At 53.7% G+C, this 15,849-nt stretch carries 17 protein-coding genes and 1 tRNA gene; 13 read left to right on the top strand and 5 right to left on the bottom strand.

Annotated features, from left to right (window positions below):
• The first annotated feature begins 11 nt into the window (after positions 1-11).
• From BN3277_RS14740 to BN3277_RS14720, 5 genes are read left to right on the top strand one after another with little or no spacing between them, the layout of a single operon-like run.
• Complete coding sequence (locus tag BN3277_RS14740; RefSeq protein ID WP_059043862.1) at positions 12-854, top strand: carbohydrate ABC transporter permease; 843 nt, start codon at positions 12-14, stop codon at positions 852-854.
• A gap of 42 nt (positions 855-896) precedes the next feature.
• Positions 897-2,261 (top strand): ABC transporter substrate-binding protein, encoded by a 1,365-nt coding sequence (locus tag BN3277_RS14735; RefSeq protein ID WP_082691460.1) that lies wholly within the window; start codon positions 897-899, stop codon positions 2,259-2,261.
• A complete protein-coding gene (locus tag BN3277_RS14730; protein ID WP_059043858.1) occupies positions 2,236-3,051 on the top strand; it encodes an HAD family hydrolase in 816 nt (271 codons plus the stop codon). The genes BN3277_RS14735 and BN3277_RS14730 overlap by 26 nt, the downstream gene beginning before the upstream one ends.
• 22 nt (positions 3,052-3,073) lie before the next feature.
• Complete coding sequence (locus BN3277_RS14725) at positions 3,074-3,397, top strand: DMT family transporter (protein WP_059043857.1); 324 nt, start codon at positions 3,074-3,076, stop codon at positions 3,395-3,397.
• Between the two features lie 4 nt (positions 3,398-3,401).
• On the top strand, positions 3,402-4,289 hold the full coding sequence (locus tag BN3277_RS14720) for a metallophosphoesterase family protein (protein ID WP_059043855.1): 888 nt from the start codon (positions 3,402-3,404) through the stop codon (positions 4,287-4,289).
• A gap of 1,021 nt (positions 4,290-5,310) precedes the next feature.
• On the opposite strand, the gene BN3277_RS25530 is transcribed toward BN3277_RS14720, so the two are convergent.
• Both BN3277_RS25530 and BN3277_RS14705 read right to left on the bottom strand, forming a co-directional pair.
• The gene (locus BN3277_RS25530) at positions 5,311-5,694 is read right to left on the bottom strand and encodes a hypothetical protein (RefSeq protein ID WP_148501048.1); all 384 of its coding nucleotides are present in this window, start codon (positions 5,692-5,694) and stop codon (positions 5,311-5,313) included.
• Between the two features lie 195 nt (positions 5,695-5,889).
• Positions 5,890-5,962 (bottom strand) — tRNA-Val (locus tag BN3277_RS14705).
• 277 nt (positions 5,963-6,239) lie between these two features.
• On the opposite strand from BN3277_RS14705, the gene BN3277_RS14700 reads away from it, so the two are divergent.
• From BN3277_RS14700 to BN3277_RS14690, 3 genes are all read left to right on the top strand, one after another.
• The gene (locus tag BN3277_RS14700) at positions 6,240-6,539 is read left to right on the top strand and encodes a hypothetical protein (protein WP_059043849.1); all 300 of its coding nucleotides are present in this window, start codon (positions 6,240-6,242) and stop codon (positions 6,537-6,539) included.
• 238 nt (positions 6,540-6,777) lie between these two features.
• Entirely contained in the window at positions 6,778-7,230 is a 453-nt protein-coding gene (locus tag BN3277_RS14695; protein ID WP_059043847.1) for a GNAT family N-acetyltransferase, read from the top strand.
• Between the two features lie 67 nt (positions 7,231-7,297).
• Entirely contained in the window at positions 7,298-7,537 is a 240-nt protein-coding gene (locus tag BN3277_RS14690) for a DUF3892 domain-containing protein (RefSeq protein ID WP_059043845.1), read from the top strand.
• A 72-nt stretch (positions 7,538-7,609) separates the two neighbouring features.
• Here BN3277_RS14690 and BN3277_RS14685 read toward each other — a convergent pair whose 3' ends face one another.
• The gene (locus tag BN3277_RS14685; protein ID WP_059043843.1) at positions 7,610-8,347 is read right to left on the bottom strand and encodes an MBL fold metallo-hydrolase; all 738 of its coding nucleotides are present in this window, start codon (positions 8,345-8,347) and stop codon (positions 7,610-7,612) included.
• Between the two features lie 178 nt (positions 8,348-8,525).
• Here BN3277_RS14685 and BN3277_RS14680 point away from each other — a divergent pair, with 178 nt between their 5' ends.
• Positions 8,526-9,080, top strand: a complete 555-nt coding sequence (locus BN3277_RS14680; RefSeq protein WP_059043842.1) for a hypothetical protein — start codon at positions 8,526-8,528, stop codon at positions 9,078-9,080.
• A 142-nt stretch (positions 9,081-9,222) separates the two neighbouring features.
• Positions 9,223-9,546: a DUF1292 domain-containing protein gene (locus BN3277_RS14675; RefSeq protein ID WP_009227121.1), complete on the top strand. Its 324-nt coding sequence runs from the start codon at positions 9,223-9,225 to the stop codon at positions 9,544-9,546.
• A 79-nt stretch (positions 9,547-9,625) separates the two neighbouring features.
• On the opposite strand, the gene BN3277_RS14670 is transcribed toward BN3277_RS14675, so the two are convergent.
• Entirely contained in the window at positions 9,626-11,101 is a 1,476-nt protein-coding gene (locus BN3277_RS14670; RefSeq protein ID WP_059043840.1) for an aminotransferase class I/II-fold pyridoxal phosphate-dependent enzyme, read from the bottom strand.
• Between the two features lie 187 nt (positions 11,102-11,288).
• Between BN3277_RS14670 and BN3277_RS14665 the strand changes: the two genes are divergently transcribed.
• On the top strand, positions 11,289-12,557 hold the full coding sequence (locus BN3277_RS14665; RefSeq protein ID WP_059043838.1) for an MFS transporter: 1,269 nt from the start codon (positions 11,289-11,291) through the stop codon (positions 12,555-12,557).
• Positions 12,558-12,803: 246 nt separating this feature from the next.
• Here BN3277_RS14665 and BN3277_RS14660 read toward each other — a convergent pair whose 3' ends face one another.
• Positions 12,804-13,427: a YktB family protein gene (locus tag BN3277_RS14660; RefSeq protein WP_059043835.1), complete on the bottom strand. Its 624-nt coding sequence runs from the start codon at positions 13,425-13,427 to the stop codon at positions 12,804-12,806.
• A gap of 175 nt (positions 13,428-13,602) precedes the next feature.
• Between BN3277_RS14660 and BN3277_RS14655 the strand changes: the two genes are divergently transcribed.
• Entirely contained in the window at positions 13,603-14,199 is a 597-nt protein-coding gene (locus tag BN3277_RS14655) for a hypothetical protein (protein ID WP_059043833.1), read from the top strand.
• Positions 14,200-14,396: 197 nt separating this feature from the next.
• Complete coding sequence (gndA, locus tag BN3277_RS14650; RefSeq protein ID WP_059043831.1) at positions 14,397-15,806, top strand: NADP-dependent phosphogluconate dehydrogenase; 1,410 nt, start codon at positions 14,397-14,399, stop codon at positions 15,804-15,806.
• Positions 15,807-15,849: the final 43 nt, after the last annotated feature.

The following is a 15,849-nucleotide window of genomic DNA, read 5'->3' as shown; positions in this document are numbered from 1 at the left end:
ACATCCATTACATGCAACGTTTCGTTCGATGGGGCATCGTCATTCGCCACGTCTTGCTCGCCGCGGCTTCGCTGCTCATGGCGTTCCCTTTCTACTGGATGGCAACCAGCGCACTGAAGAGCAGCGACGAGATCTGGCAGTTCCCGCCGACGATCTGGCCGCAAAGCCCCCAATGGGGGCAATTCGCCGAAGCCTGGGCCGCGGCACCTTTTGAGCGATACATGTTTAACAGTATCTTTGTCGCCGCCGCCATCGTTGGGATCCAGGTCGTGAACTCGGGAATGATGGCTTATGCCCTGACCCATATGAAATTCCGCTTGAAGGGAGCGTTTACCGCGTTGGTCCTGGTGGGCTACATGATTCCAAGTACCGCGGTATACCTCCCGGGATATATCGTGCTGGGGCGGCTGGGCTTGCTGGACTCGTATGCCGGATTGATCCTCTCCAACTGTGTCAGTGTGTTTTCGATTTTTTTGATCCGGCAAGCCTTTCTGCAAATTTCACATGAGCTGGTGGAAGCTGGGCAAATTGACGGGGCTTCGCATCTGCGCATCCTGTGGACGATCCTTCTGCCGCTTGCGCGATCCTCGTTTGCCGTGCTTGGCCTCATCACCTTTATCGAGCAGTACAACAATTATTTCTGGCCGATGCTGATCACCAAAAGCCAAGACCTGCAGCTCGTTTCGGCCGGTCTGCGCAGCTTCTTCGTGGAAGGAGGTGCTTACGGGCTGAAATGGCCGCTGATTATGGCCGCCAGCGCCTTCACGATCGCGCCGTTGCTCGTGTTGTTCGTGTTGACCCAGAAAACGATTATGCAAAGCGTCAATTTGTCCGCAGGTGCTAGTAAAGGGTAAATCAATCATATTGAGATGGATGGATGGAGGTTAAATAAAGACATGTCGAATTGGAAAAAATCGTGGTTTGGATTACTTATGACTTGTACATTCTTACTTATCAGCGCATGTGGCGGGGGATCCGGTGCAGCGGGGAATACGGCGGATCCGGCCCAGGCCGCGCCGGCAGAAACTTCAGCAAGTGCAGGAAATACGGACCAACCGGCAGAACCGGTAACGATCGAATTCTGGTACGGTCTGGGCGGAAAGCTGGGGGAAAACATGCAGGCTTTGATCGACAAGTTCAACAGCTCGCAGCAGGAAGTGATCGTCAAGCCGGTTGTGCAAGCCGATTACAGCGAAACGGAGAAAAAGCTGCAAGCCGCGATTGCCTCCGGTTCAGTGCCGGCTGCGGTTCTGTCGTCGAACGTGGATTGGGCACGCAAAGGGTATTACGCGCCCCTGGACGAGTTGATCGCTGCTTCCCCGGATTTCCAACCGGAGGATGTGGTACAAACGTTCCTGGAGCAAGGGAAGGTCGATGGGCAACAGTTTTTCCTGCCGATGTACGGGACGACGCAGGTGATGTATTATCGGAAGGACGCTTTTGAGAAGAACGGCATTCGAGCCGAGGATTTGACCACATGGGAGGCATTGGCGGATGCCGCGGCGAAAATGACGGTGAAGGAAGGCGGCAAAACCGTGTTCTATGGCTGGGAGCCGATGTGGGGCGCGGACAATATGATGGATGCCGTGTTCAGTAAAGGCGGTAAAATCCTCAGCGAGGACGGCAACACCGTGTTGATCGATTCTCCGGAATGGGTAGAGACTTGGGAGCTGTTCCGCAAATGGATTCATGAGGACAACATCATGCGAATCCACTCCGGCGGTCAAGGCTGGGAGTATTGGTACAAAACGATTGACGATGTGATGAAAGGCCAAGCGGCGGGGTATACCGGCTCCAGCGGCGACCAGGGCGATCTTGATTTTAACATCGTGGCAGCTATGGAACAGCCGGGCTGGGAAGGCATGGGCCCAGGCAAACCGGTCGCCCAAGCGATCATGGCGGGCATTCCGGCCGCCGCCAGTCCAGAGCAGCAGCAAGCAGCGATGAAATGGTACAGCTTCTTTATGAGCCCTGAAAATACTGCATTCTGGTCGATGAACACCGGCTATATTGCCGTACGCGAGTCGGCGCTAAACGATCCGGAGTTCGTCGCCTACAGCGAGCAGAACCCGCAGGCCACGGTGCCGCTGAAGCAAGCGACACATGCCTCGAATCCGTTCCAGGATCCGACGGGCGGCAAAATCACCGATGCGCTGAAGATTGCGGCCGACAAGGTGCAGATCAGCAATACCCCGGCAGCCGAAGCGTTGAAGGAAGCAAAGGAGACGGCGCAACGTGAACTGGATCGAATCCGGAAGTAAGCCACTTCCATCAGCTATGTTATGGGTGGAAGGCAAGGAGTTTGAGGTAGAGGCGATTTTGTTCGATAAGGACGGAACGCTGATGGACTTTATCTATACCTGGGGGAAGTGGGGCGAGCGGCTGCTCGCCCATTTCTCCTCTGGACTTTTGGAGCGCAGTCTGCCACCGCTATCCCTTGATCTGTTGCAGTTATGGGGAATTCGGTATGATCGCGATAAGCAAATCTCCGGATACGACCGGAATAGTCCGTTATCGATGGGCACGGTGGAGGACCTGCTGACGTTGCTTGCCCTGGAGGGTTATAAGGCCGGCCTCTCTTGGGCGGAAGCCAAGGTCCTTGCGGAGGTGTGTCGGTCTGCTGCGGACGAGGAGCTGGAACGCTCTCGCACCGCCCGGCTGTTGCCGGGCGTTCAGCCGTTTCTGGAGGCATGCCGTCAGGCCGGGCTTCGCCTCGGCATCGTGACCTCTGATGAAACGGAGGCAGCGGAGAAACATCTGGATTGGCTGGGCATCCGCCCATACTTCTCCGTATGCATCGGCGCGGATCGGGTAAGCCGGGGCAAGCCGTATCCGGAGATGGCGGAGCTGGCTTGCCGGGAACTTGGTGTGGGTCCGGCGAGGGTGGCCATCATTGGCGACACAGAAGGAGACATGCAGATGGCCCGGTCCGCCGGAGTGGCAGCAGCGATCGCGCTGGACGAGAGTCAGGCGACGGAGAGAGAGGCCTTCCCGTCGGCGGATGCGGTGATCGCGGGATATCACGAGCTTCAGCTCAAGCAAGTTCGGTAATACCGGAAAGGTGGAAGAAGAAATGGGTTGGTTATTCCTGGCTCTGGCCATCGTGCTGGAGTTGTCCGGCACGGTGTCGATGAAGCTGTCGGATAGCTTTACCCGGCTGGTTCCTTCGGTGCTGATGTTTATTTTTTACGGAGCCAGCTTTACTTGCTTGAACTTTGCGCTAGGATATATGAAAGTAAGTACTGTATATGCCATTTGGTCGGGGGTGGGCATCGTATTGATCTCTTTGGCGGGAGGCCTCCTGTTCCAGGAGAAACTGTCGGTGCCTTCGATCCTGTGGATCGGGGTGATCGTCCTCGGCGTCATCGGATTGAATTTGAGCGGCAAGGGAGGATAATGAAATGGGAGATCGAAATGTGACGCAAGAGGGCGAGGGCCGGCGGGACGAGGAGATTTTGCTTAGGTTTCAGGTGATCACCGACACGCATGTCCGGAGCGACGAGCAGCATACGCATAACGTCAATCTAGAGCGGGCTTTGCAAGATATCGCGGAGAACGGGGCTGGAAGCGTCGGAATCATGCATGCGGGGGACGTGACCGATCACGGGTTCCCGGAGGAATACGAAGTGTGGAATCGGATCTGGGAACGGTTTGGCGGGGCGTTGCCTCCGCTGTATGTGACGATGGGGAACCACGATGTCGCGCTCGGAAATTGGGAGGCGCGTTTGGGGCAATTTTTGCGCGGCACGGGGGCGGAAGGCATTTATCATGATCATTGGATTCACGGGTATCATTTCCTCTTTCTCGGAACGGAGGAAGGGTTGGAGTTATTCAGCTCTCTTTCGGCGAAGCAACTGGCTTGGCTGGACGAGAAGCTGGGGGAAAACGCAGCGGCGGACCGCCCGGCGTTCGTATTCCTGCATCAGCCGCTGCTGAACACGGTGGCCGGCTCCTACGAAGCGCAGCGCTGGTACGGCGTCGTGCAGGATGCCGAGCTGCGAGCCGTACTGGCCCGTTATCCGCAGGCGATCCTGTTTACAGGGCATACCCATTGGGAGCTGGATGCGCCTCACACTTCCTATGGCATCGAGGGCCAAGGGCCGGCGATGTTCAACGCGGCTTCGGTCGCCTACCTATGGACCGATGACGACGAACACAAGGACGGCAGCCAGGGCTTCTACGTCGAAGTATATCGCGACCATGTCCTCGTGCGCGGCCGGGACTTCGCCTGCGGCGAGTGGGTGGAGGCGGCGCAGTTTCGGGTGGAGTATCCGCGGCCTAGTTGGTGAATGGTGATCGGGAGGACGTAGGGGGAACAGGAACATATTTTAACGAGAGCGCGCGCCTTTTCGGGCGCGCTTTTTTTGCGGTGCTATGGTGGGACAGAACAAAGGCAAGCAAGGGGGGGGCGTTTGCTGCTTGCTGGGATTGGATGGCGGGAAGATGCTGGGCGTTTGTTGCATACGGGTATCTGGTGGCTGGTAGCTGCTAGCTGTTGGCGGTTGCTATTTGGTGGTAGGTGTTTGCGGGTATTCGGTAGATGGTAGCTGAATGCTGGTAGCTGAATGCTGGTAGCTGGTAGGTGTCTGCGGATTACTGATGTCTGCTAGCTGGTTGTGTGTACGCGGATTGCTAATGGCTGCTAGCTGGTAGATGATGGCGTGTATGCGGATTTCTGATGGTTACTTGTTGATAGTTGGTAGATGGTAGCCTGTTTGCGATTGCGGATTGGGGATTGCGGATTGCGGATAGCTACTAGCTGTTTGCTGGCAGCTCGGCTGCGCTAACGGACCCCAGAGCCGTTATTAGGGTTCGGACGCAAGCCTCCCCAAGTTAACGGACCTCAGAGACCTTATTTGGCTCTATTGCTGTGAAATGATAGCTATATGTGTCCAATAAGGTCATCTGAGTCCGTTAGCCCGGGAAATTTCCGGGAAATGAGCAAATAAGGTCGCTACAGTCCGTTAGAGGTGGGGACAAGGAATCGACTGATACTTTGGGTATACAGCAGGCGGTTGAGGGGATGACGGGGCATGATGAATGATAGCACTTTTGTTCTGACTATGTAGGAAACCTGCCGCAAATCCTCCCCTTCTATAGGTTTTCCCTGTCATGATGAGCTCACATAGCATTGTCATTGGGACGAGAGTTACTTGGAGTTTTGATAGAAGATACAAAAATCCCCTGAAGCTTTTGGTTTCAAGGGATTTTTGTTTGATGTGAAGCTAGTCTATGTTACTTCGATAGGCTGATATACTTGAGATGAAGACCAACTTTACTGAAATGGAAGATTTAAGTTGTAGAAGAGTACTAGTAATACCAGTTTACTCTAGGAGCAGGTACCCATACCCATCCATATTGAGGCGTATATTGCCACCTACCTGAAGGAGGGGTCCCTGGTGAAGGACTAGGTTGTGCCCCTTGAATAACGGGGGGAATAGGACCTGAATAAATTTGAGGTGCGGATAAATCTTGAGCTGAGAGCGGAGTTCGTTGGATGAATTGACCTGTTTTCGGATCATAATACGACATTTCAACAAAGTCCTTTAGTGGATCGCCTACATCGTGAGCAGCATGAATCATGCCAATTAAGTCGCCGAGATCCCTGTGATGGATTTTTACGTATCCTACTTTTGAAAATTCAAATTCTTGAAGTTGAGTTATCCCAGTTGCGTAAGGTCTAAAATAATACATCTAACCATCCCTTTCGAGGTTTGAGATATTACTTTATATTCGGGTAAAAGCCCATAGGGTATAGGCGAATAACTATCCCACCAAAAAATACCAGAAACAGAGTTCATTCAAGTTGGTAGCGTGGAACTATGGAGTTGTGGAAAAGAGCTAGACAATAACAAAAGAACCCTTACATCTGTAAGGGTTCTTTCTCGATGATCTGCAGTGGGCTCGAACCACTGACCCCCACCCTGTCAAGATGGTGCTCTCCCAGCTGAGCTAGCAGATCAAACTTATAGTAAAGACAAAATTTATCTTATCAGGCGGCGGGTTTCTTGTCAACACTTCCCTGAAGTATAAGGAGCCGGGAGCCTGCCAACAATGGAGGAAGAGCGCTATCCGGGTGGAAACGCTCTACGAAAGGGTGGAAACGTTCTACGAATGGCACACTTGACAGTGGAACGCTTGCTCTCAGCAGAACGCCCTACTCTCAGCAGAACGCCCTACATCAGCGAAACATCCTACATTCAAGGAAACGCCCTACATATAGAAAGGAAGTTGAACAGATGCGTCGGACTCACACAAACCACCAGCCTCGCCAGTCCCACCAGAACCGCGCTAATCCTCATAACCACGACCACACCCCGTCGCCAAACAACCAGACGAAACAGCCGCGGCTTTGGTCCCTCTGGGCGGCCGTGGCCGGAGCCGTCCTGCTGCTGGCTATAACCAGCGCCTGCCGTCTGGCGCCGGACCCGGAGACGATGAACCGGCAAGCCCGCGCCTTCCCTTGGCCGTTTGGCCCATCGGTATCGGACGGCGTATATTCGCCAACGATCGTGGAGGATGTGTATTCCACGGAATAACTGCTTATTCCTCGTCCCACTTGCGGGAATAGCCTTTCTTCGTCACGTAAAACATGGAGACGATCAGCAAAACCGCGATCAGCACTGCAGCGGCTATCGTTATGCCCATGATCATAACCCCTTTGCCAGCCCCTTTCCGCCGAAATCCAATAGAATAACTATACATGAAATTGATTTTTTTGTATAATGATGCAGTTTAAACAAACCAACAGACAAGCAATGCTGGGAGGGGAACGAAGTGTCGGCTGCAACCATCATCCATGTAGAGAACGAAGAACAATTGCAAAAATGTCTGGACATCCGTAAAGAAGTGTTCGTAGAGGAACAGAAGGTCCCCATCGATTTGGAAATTGACGAATACGATCAGATTGGCCCGGATGTACATCATGTGCTGATTGAATTGGAAGGGGCTTATGCTGCGACGGGCAGGCTGATTTACTATAAAGACAACGCGGCCAAAATGCAGCGGATCGCGGTGCGCCAAGAATTCCGCTCGAAAGGCGTGGGCAAAATCCTCCTTCTCGCCCTGGAGGAGCTGGCAAGGGAGCTGGGGCTCACGAAATCGGTGCTGGATGCGCAATGCCATGCCGAAGGATTTTATGCCAAACTCGGGTACGAGACGATCTCGACCGAACCGTTCGATGACGCCGGGATCCCGCACGTCCGGATGGTCAAGCCGTTGAAAGTGTAAAAACATAGATTTTGAGGTTTCGGGGCAAGCTAGATCTAACTTGAACGAAGAGGAGCTGAGCTAGCCGATGGCCCTGAATACCAGAGAAACGTTTATTGCCGTACGAAAAAATGGCGACGGGGATTTGGAGGCGTTTAAAACGTCCAGCGGACGGGTACTGGAGTACCAGCAGGCCCTGCAGGAAGTAAAGGCCGGTGCGATCGCCGGCGTCAACGTATTTAAGGGGCGGGACGGGGAAATGTATATTCGCGGCGATGCCGACGGAGATCCGTCCAATAACCTCGATAACTTGCCTGGCTTTGAATAGAATAACGTTTAACGTTGCTCCATTCCCATAACGAGGAACCCTGCGGACATGCAAGCCCGCAGGGTTATTTTTTTACAGCGTATATACTTCGTGCTGAAGCAGAAAGTCCATTTCCCCGGTTGCTCCCCGGAAGGACTCCATTTCATCTCCATAATGCATCAGCAGGATCTGGCGCTGGATCTCGGACGGCAGGGTGAGCAATTCCTGCAGCGTGGTATGTACTTCACCCGGCCCGGTCAATTGGACTTCGTGCAGGATTCGGCGACATCCCCGTTCGCGGACGAGCTTCTCCAGCAGCTCCGGTTGAAACGTCTTATCCGCGCTGTAGAAGATCTCCTCATTAATATATAGCGAATAGCTTGGTTTTCCCGGAATATGCGGCGTCCGGATCAACTCCACCTTTAATTCAGGCGCAAGCTGCGCGGGCTGACCTTCGGCCAACAGATGCACGTCAAACACATCGCTCAGCGATTGAATCACCCCGTCCTGGCTTAACCCGCCTTTCAGCGTGTTTTCCCATAACGGCTCCACCAGATTGTCGGCGACATACAGGATGGGTTTCTGCCCCGATCCGAATTTTCGGCGGAACGCCAGCTCCTCCAGCCCTCCAACATGATCTCCATGGATATGTGTGATCAGCACAGCGTCGATCTCGTCCACCGGTTTACCGATTGCGTGCAGCGCCATCGGGGCGGTGATTCCGCAGTCGATCAGCAGGGTGAAATCCCCGGCGTAGAGGAGTGCGTTGTTATTGTAATAAGTTTTGGCAAACGCCCCGCCCGTCCCCAGCATTTGCAATCGTAATGGCATCAGGAATCCCCCTTCAGGAAGTTTGGATCACCTTTCTAATGTACACAATTTCCAGCAGAAACAAAAGACTGGCATCTCTCGCCAAAAAAAGTGCCGACTTTTCCCATAACGACCGCAACTTGACCGAAATCGAGGAGTATAACCATACATCAACAGGAACAAATGGAGGGTCAAATTCATGAGATGGAGAAGAGTTGCAATCTTAGTAGTCGCTTTCTCCCTAATGGGGGGTTCCCTGCTGTTTGCCGACGCTGCGAGCCAAAAGGTCAAATTGATACTGAACGGCCACGAGCTGGAGGACGGCGGATATATCGTGGACGGGAAAACGTATGTGCCCGTTCGTAATCTTGAAGGCTTGGTCCAATACGACGACAGCACCAAAACGGTGAATTACTATAAACCTAATGTACACATGTTTCTGTTCACCGATGATGCGGTGTTTGGCGACGTGAAGAAGACGGGGAAACTGAAGTTTAACGTGTTTTCGCAAATCGATAATTTGCGTACGGATATCGCTGCGGTACGGGTCTCCATTACGGCCCCGGATGGGACGTCCAAGGAGATTCAGACGGATGAAATCAAAGAGCAGCGGGATAACTTCTGGTTCCGGACGAAGGATTTTACGTATGATTTCAAAACATCGGGCCGTTATGTTGTAGGTTTCTATATGAAACCATCAAACGGGGCGGATTTCGTCTTAATTTCGGAGAAGAGCATTAATGTCTTAAAATGACCGCAGGGTCAGCCGAGCCGCTACATCCGGCAAGCTTCAACGAAAATTGACCTGTCCCTACCAAAAATGATACGATACGGGGGGAATGAAGCGGGAAAAACGGCTCCACTCCATTAAAACATACTTAAAGCGAGGTAATTTCATGAGCGACCACAATCACGAACACGGCGAAGCATGCGGCTGCGGCCACGATCATGACCACGATCATGAGCATGAAGAGTTTGTGTTGACGCTGACCGACGAAGAGGGGAACGACGTAGAGATGGTTCTTGTCGAAACTTTCGACGTTGGCGAGAAAGTCTACGCGCTGCTGCTCGAGCGCAACAATCCGGAAGCGGACGGCATCATTCTCCGCATGGAAGAAGAGAACGAGGAAATGGTGCTTTACAATATCGAAGACGAACAAGAATGGAAACAGGTGGAAGAAGCTTATAATGAGCTCGTCGCCCAAATGGATGAAGCCTAATTTGCGGTGGATCCTCTGGTATATAAGATAAAAGCTCCCCGGTTGCGGGGAGCTTTTTGATTTTTGATGTGGTTTAGAATTAGAAAATTGGGTCGGCTTCCACAATCACCTTGACCTTATCAATATACCGGTCTTCCGGTCCTTTTACCGGCAGGCCAACTTCGACATGATCAACGATGTAGTCGATGTTGTCCTGGGAAATCACCTCACCCGGGAGCAAAATCGGAATCCCCGGCGGGTACACGTAAATAAACTCGGCGATTATCCGGCCAGCCGATTCTTTAAACGGAATCACTTCGGTATCCGCATAGAAGGCATCCCGTGGAATCAGGGAAAGATGCGGAATTTCCGGGATTTTCACGATCAGCTCGTTGGCGTTGTTTTCTTTATAGTAGGTCTTGGACAATTCACGAAGGGCGGTCAGCAAAATATCGGCCGTTTCCTGAGTGTCCCCCGGCGTAATCAGACACAGGATGTTGTACATGTCGCTGAGCTCCACTTCGATGTTGTAGTGCTCGCGCAGCCAGTTCTCCGTCTCATAGCCGGTAATCCCCAAGTGGCGGACATGAATCGTTAGCTTGGTTGGATCATGGTCAAACGTTGCTTCTCCGCCTAAAATCTCCCGCCCGAAGCAGTACAAGCCTTCGATTTGGTTGATTGCCGACCGCAGATCATGCGCCAACTCCATCGCCCGTTCGGCGAGCTCCCGCCCGTGCAGCGCCAGATTGCGGCGCGCCGTATCCAGGGAAGCCAGCAGCAGATAGGAGGTGGACGTGGTCGTCAGCATGCTGATGATCGTCTGGACGCGCTGCGGGTTGACGTAACCGTTCTTGGTATTCAAGTTGAGGATCGAGCTTTGCGTCATCGAGCCGCCGAGCTTGTGCACGCTGGTGGCCGCCATATCGGCGCCGGCTTGCATGGCCGACATCGGCAGCTTCTCATGGAAGTGAATATGCACCCCATGCGCTTCATCGACCAACACCGGCACGTGAAAGCTGTGGGCCAAATCAACGATTTCCTTCAGGTTGGCGCAAACGCCGAAATACGTCGGGTTGATCACCACAACGGCCTTGGCGTCGGGATGACGCTGCAGCGCGCGGCGGACTGAGGAAGTTGTAATCCCGTGGTCGATGCCCAAGTTAGCGTCTTGAGCCGGCGAGACAAACACCGGCTTCGCCCCGGCGAAAATAATCGCCGACATTACGGATTTATGAATATTTCTCGGGACGATAATTTTATCACCCGGAGAACAAACAGATAGTATCATGGTCATGATGGCTCCGCTGGTCCCTTGCACCGAGAAATAGGTATAGTCGGCGCCAAAGGCATCGGCGGCCAGCTTTTGCGCCTCTTCAATGACGCCGGTAGGCTGGTGCAGATCGTCTAGGGGAGCGATGTTGATCAAGTCGATGGACAAGGCATTATCGCCGATGAATTCGCGGAATTCTTTATCGGTGCCGAGCCCCTTTTTGTGCCCGGGAATGTGAAACTGAACGGGATTGCCGGCCGCGTGCTTTTTGAGAGCGGTGAAGAGCGGCGTGCTTTGATGATCCATACGGGCCATCCCTGCCTTTCGTCTACGTAATTTTCAAACAAGCTTGAGTATAGCAAAATGCGCCTGGAATGCAAGCGAAACCCGATGGTTTTACGCAAATTTGACATGGCACGGGTTAATTTGCCGATAAAAACGGACAGAATGAAAAAGGAAGCCGGGATCGGAAACCAGGAGAGGGGGCTTTTTCGTGGAACTGACGAGTGGAATCGCGCGAAAAAAACTGCTGAATCCCACGTTCGCCAGCCTATGGCTGATCATGTTTTTGGTGGAGTTCGTGAAGGGGGCGCTGATCGTATCCATCCTGCCCGTCTATATGGGGAATGTGCTGAAGCTTAGCGCGTTTGCGATCGGGTTGTCTTTTTCGATGCAGTATATCGGGGATAATTTATTCCGCAGCCCGGCGGGCTGGCTGATTGAGCGCCTTGGCTTTCGCCGGACGATGAGCCTGGGGCTGTGCATCACGCTTGGCGCTGTGGCGATGATTGCGTTTCTTCCCAACATGGGGTTTCTCGTGCTTGGCTGCGCGCTGCTGGGCATCGGAACGGCGCCGCTGTGGCCTTGTGTCTTAATGGGGATCACCGCGGTCACGGAGGAGAATAACAACTTCGCGACAGCGATGGGAGTCATTCAAATTTCCAGCCTTGGCGGAACCGGATTGGGGCCAGTTATCATCAACTTTTTCCTGCATGATTCGTACCGGCCGATCTTTTGGTTCCTGCTTGGATGCCTTTCGTTGGTCGTGCTGGTATCGCTGTTTTTACCGGGAAAATCGGGCGGCTCCACCGCCGCGGGCACGGCAAATGCTGCCATCCCCGGAGTAACATCGTCCTCCGCCAAGAGCGGAGGGATGTTAAGCCAACTGCGCGCATCGATCCGCCATATCCGCGCGCACTTGAACGTCAGCCCGCTGTTATACCCGGCGCTGTTCCTTCAATCGTTTGCCGTCGGGCTGCTGACGCCGGTCATCACGCTGTACGTCCGGACCGAGCTGGGGTTGTCCCCGGCGACGTTTAGCGCCATGCTCGTCATTGGCGGCGGGATTACCGTGCTGGGACTGATCCCGATCGGCAAACTCGTTGACCGACTGGGAACGCGCTGGTTTCTGCATATCGGTTTTGCTCTAGCGGCGGCGTCAATCGGTTTGTTTGCCCTTTCGCGGGAGGTCTCGCTCGTTTGGCTGTTCGTGATCTTGATCGGCTGCAGCTATGCGTTGATCCTCCCGACGTGGGACACGATGATCTCGCACATGCTCCCCAGCGGGGAAAAGGGGACGGTCTGGGGCCTGTTCCTGACCATCCAGGGTTCAGGAATGGTGGCGGGGCCGATCATCTCCGGCAAAATGTGGGATTTGATCGGCCCAACCGCCCCGTTTCTAGCCAGCTCGGCGACGATGGCGGTGCTCTTCTTCCTGCATATCGGGCTGGCCCGCACGGAAAAAGCCTCCCCGAAGCCGTAAGGCGGGGAGGCATAAAGAAGTGAAAGCTAGGAGGCTCAAGGCCATCCGTGCGTTGTAACGGACCGTAGTGACCTTATTGTCCGCTTTCCCGGTCATTTCCCGCTGTAACGGACACCAAAGACCTTATTCAGGAACAGGGGGCAGCCGGATTGCTGCTTATTCCATAAATAAGGTCTCCTCGGTCCGTTAGCCAACGTGAAGTCGATTAGGGCAGTCTATAGCGTCCCTGGGGTCCGTTAGGTTAGGTTAAAACGCGCCTTTGTACAAAGGCAGCAGCGTTTGGAACGTCTCCTCAACCGTGTGGATCAGCTTGGTGCCGTCCGATACGATGGGGTCGTTCCGCTCCAGCCGCAGTCCGCAAAGGGCTTCGGATTTTTTCACCGTTCTCAGCTGTCCAGCCCAGGTCTTCAACTGCTTGGTATCCGCTTCCCGGTGCGGCGTGCCGTCCGGGCTCATGTGATCCAGGGACCAGTAGAACCCGTCCGGAATCATCTTCTTGATCTGCGCTGCCTGCTTGTCCAAATAATGGGCAAACACCGCCTTATTGGGGCTTTCATAAATGACGGCAAAAATGATAAACAGGTGCGTGGAGAACATCCCCACCTGAAAATGCGGCAGCGCTTTATATCCGCGTTTGCTGGCCGCCCAGGCGACCCAAGTGTCGTTCGGCGGGTTTACCGTCCGGCGGGCATGCTTGGCGACATGCGGAAACATCTCTTCCCCGCACAAAGCGGATAAGAAGGGAACCAGCTCTGTTCCGAGCGTCTCCAGCTTCGGTCTAATGTTGCTTATAATCGCTTCCATCCGGGGCTCCAGCCCTGGGACGGTAAGCGCGTCGAAATCTTGTGTCGTAAATCCTTCAAAGGACATCGGTGAATCCCTCCAGCTTCGGCATGAATCGGTTGCGCTCTTTGAGAGCAACGGTACCAGTATATCATAAATTCCGCGTCATCTCCGGCCTGAACGGGGTAAAAATAATCAATAAACCAAGTTCCATTACATAAGATGAAGTATAAGATAAGGTAAACCGTTAGGAGGGAGTGCCGTGAACAAAAGTTACGAAGTGGAATACTGCAACCTGGAACTCCGATTCGACCGCCGGCACATTCAACAATTGATCCGCGACTTGATCCAAGACGGGTATTCTTTATATTGGAGCGAAAACGAATCGCTCTTTATCATCTCGGTCCGCACCGGACGAAAGCTGACGAAGCTGCGGTTTCAGCGTCTTCCCAAAGGATACAAGCTGGTAGGCGATTACGTGATCCGGGATGCCAAGCTGGCCGAGTGGCTGGAGAAGCTGATCGGGGACCTGCGCGGGCACGCGGTGGTCAAACGGTTTAAGGATCGTCAGATCCTGGTCGAAAATATTTTATTTGGGGAAGTCATTCGTCTGGTTGAAATCTCAGGTATGGAGCATCGCGTGATCTATCAAAAAGGACCGGTCGTCGACACGGTGCAAATGGCCGAAATGTACGCTTCCGATTCCGCGGAGCAGCAGCTAGCGCATTTGCAGGAGGAGCTAGACGCCGAGCTGGAGCGGTTGTTTGAAGCGATCCAACAGGGCGACGCCGAAACGTCCGAGGCCTGCAAGGAGAGACTGCGTAAGCTTCGGCTCGAACTGCTTCGGCTTGAATGGTAACTGTTGAAACGGCTCATCCTAGGGGAGTGAGTACCCGCCTGGTTGCCGAAGCTAACCAACGAAATAGAAGGGCAAGTCCTTGGCTCCCACGGCGTTGGGGGTTGTTTTTTGGGCGCAGGGCGCAGGGTTCACTTCTGTACACAAAAGAGTTAAAATGATACTATTGAAAAAAATATAGTGTGCAAAGGATGGAGACCATGTCAAAACAACAAATCGGCGTCATCGGCTTGGCCGTCATGGGCAAGAATTTGGCCCTTAATATTGAGAGCCGGGGCTTTACCGTGTCGGTATTTAACCGCTCCCCGGAAAAAACGCATGACCTGCTCGATAACGAAGGCAAAGGCAAGAACCTGGTCGGCACGTTTTCCATCGAAGAGTTCGTGAACTCGCTGGAAACGCCGCGCAAAATTTTAATCATGGTACAAGCCGGTCCGGCGACGGACAGCACCATTGAACAATTGCTGCCTTATCTGGATCAAGGCGATATCATCATCGACGGGGGCAACGCGCACTTCCCGGATACGCAGCGCCGCAGCAAAGAATTGGAAGCCAAAGGATTCCGCTTTATCGGCACCGGGGTATCCGGCGGCGAAGAGGGCGCTTTGAAAGGGCCTGCGATCATGCCGGGTGGTCAAGAATCCGCTTATAAGCTGGTTGAACCGATTTTAACGGCGATTTCCGCCAAAGTGAACGGCGATCCTTGTTGTACATACATTGGTCCGGACGGCGCCGGGCACTACGTCAAAATGGTGCATAACGGCATCGAATACGGCGACATGCAGTTGATCGGCGAAGCGTACCATCTGTTGAAAGACGTGCTGGGCGTGGATGCGAAGGAGCTGCACGAGATTTTCAGCGATTGGAACAAAGGCGAGTTGGATAGCTACCTGATCGAAATCACCGCCGACATCTTCTCGCAATACGATGAAGAAACCGGGAAGCCGATGGTTGACGTCATCCTGGATGCCGCAGGCCAGAAGGGGACCGGAAAATGGACAAGCCAAAGCGCGTTGGATCTAGGCGTACCGTTGTCCATGATCACCGAATCCGTCTTCTCTCGCTTCCTCTCGGCGATGAAAGAAGAACGCGTGGCCGCTAGCAAAATCTTGAACGGACCGGCGAAGCAAGCGTTCAACGGTGACAAGAAGGAATTTATCGAGAACGTGCGCAAGGCGCTGTTCGCTTCGAAGATCGTTTCGTACGCCCAAGGGTTTGCGCAAATGCGCGCCGCTTCCGACGAATACGGCTGGGATTTGAAATACGGCAACATCGCGATGATTTTCCGCGGCGGCTGCATCATTCGTTCCCAGTTCCTGCATAACATCAAGGAAGCTTACGACCGCGATCCTGCGTTGAAGAACCTGTTGCTGGACCCTTACTTCAAAAATGTCGTCGAAAGCTACCAAGACGCATGGCGCAACGTGGTATCCGCCGCTGTGGCAAACGGCATTCCAGTGCCGGGCTTTGCCAGCGCCCTGTCCTACTACGACAGCTACCGCACGGAACGTCTGCCGGCGAACCTGCTGCAAGCGCAGCGCGACTATTTCGGTGCGCATACGTTCAAACGCGTAGACAAGGAAGGCGTCTTCCACCATCAGTGGTTCTAAGCTGCAAGTTAGGGTGACCCGAAGCCGGAGGGACGAAGACGTC

It is taken from the genome of Paenibacillus rubinfantis (genome assembly GCF_001486505.1).
Taxonomy (GTDB): domain Bacteria; phylum Bacillota; class Bacilli; order Paenibacillales; family Paenibacillaceae; genus Fontibacillus; species Fontibacillus rubinfantis.
Note: the sequence above shows the minus strand (reverse complement) of the source record. Positions and strands in the feature narration are given on the sequence as shown.

Bases quoted from the DNA above. Each gene is read 5' to 3' on its own strand.
- BN3277_RS14740 (WP_059043862.1), top strand. From the start codon at position 12: ATGCAACGTTTCGTTCGATGGGGCATCGTCATTCGCCACGTCTTGCTC.
- BN3277_RS14735 (WP_082691460.1), top strand. From the start codon at position 897: ATGTCGAATTGGAAAAAATCGTGGTTTGGATTACTTATGACTTGTACA.
- BN3277_RS14725 (WP_059043857.1), top strand. From the start codon at position 3,074: ATGGGTTGGTTATTCCTGGCTCTGGCCATCGTGCTGGAGTTGTCCGGC.
- BN3277_RS14720 (WP_059043855.1), top strand. From the start codon at position 3,402: ATGGGAGATCGAAATGTGACGCAAGAGGGCGAGGGCCGGCGGGACGAG.
- BN3277_RS25530 (WP_148501048.1), bottom strand. From the start codon at position 5,694: ATGTATTATTTTAGACCTTACGCAACTGGGATAACTCAACTTCAAGAA.
- BN3277_RS14700 (WP_059043849.1), top strand. From the start codon at position 6,240: ATGCGTCGGACTCACACAAACCACCAGCCTCGCCAGTCCCACCAGAAC.
- BN3277_RS14690 (WP_059043845.1), top strand. From the start codon at position 7,298: ATGGCCCTGAATACCAGAGAAACGTTTATTGCCGTACGAAAAAATGGC.
- BN3277_RS14685 (WP_059043843.1), bottom strand. From the start codon at position 8,347: ATGCCATTACGATTGCAAATGCTGGGGACGGGCGGGGCGTTTGCCAAA.
- BN3277_RS14680 (WP_059043842.1), top strand. From the start codon at position 8,526: ATGAGATGGAGAAGAGTTGCAATCTTAGTAGTCGCTTTCTCCCTAATG.
- BN3277_RS14675 (WP_009227121.1), top strand. From the start codon at position 9,223: ATGAGCGACCACAATCACGAACACGGCGAAGCATGCGGCTGCGGCCAC.
- BN3277_RS14670 (WP_059043840.1), bottom strand. From the start codon at position 11,101: ATGGATCATCAAAGCACGCCGCTCTTCACCGCTCTCAAAAAGCACGCG.
- BN3277_RS14660 (WP_059043835.1), bottom strand. From the start codon at position 13,427: ATGTCCTTTGAAGGATTTACGACACAAGATTTCGACGCGCTTACCGTC.
- gndA (WP_059043831.1), top strand. From the start codon at position 14,397: ATGTCAAAACAACAAATCGGCGTCATCGGCTTGGCCGTCATGGGCAAG.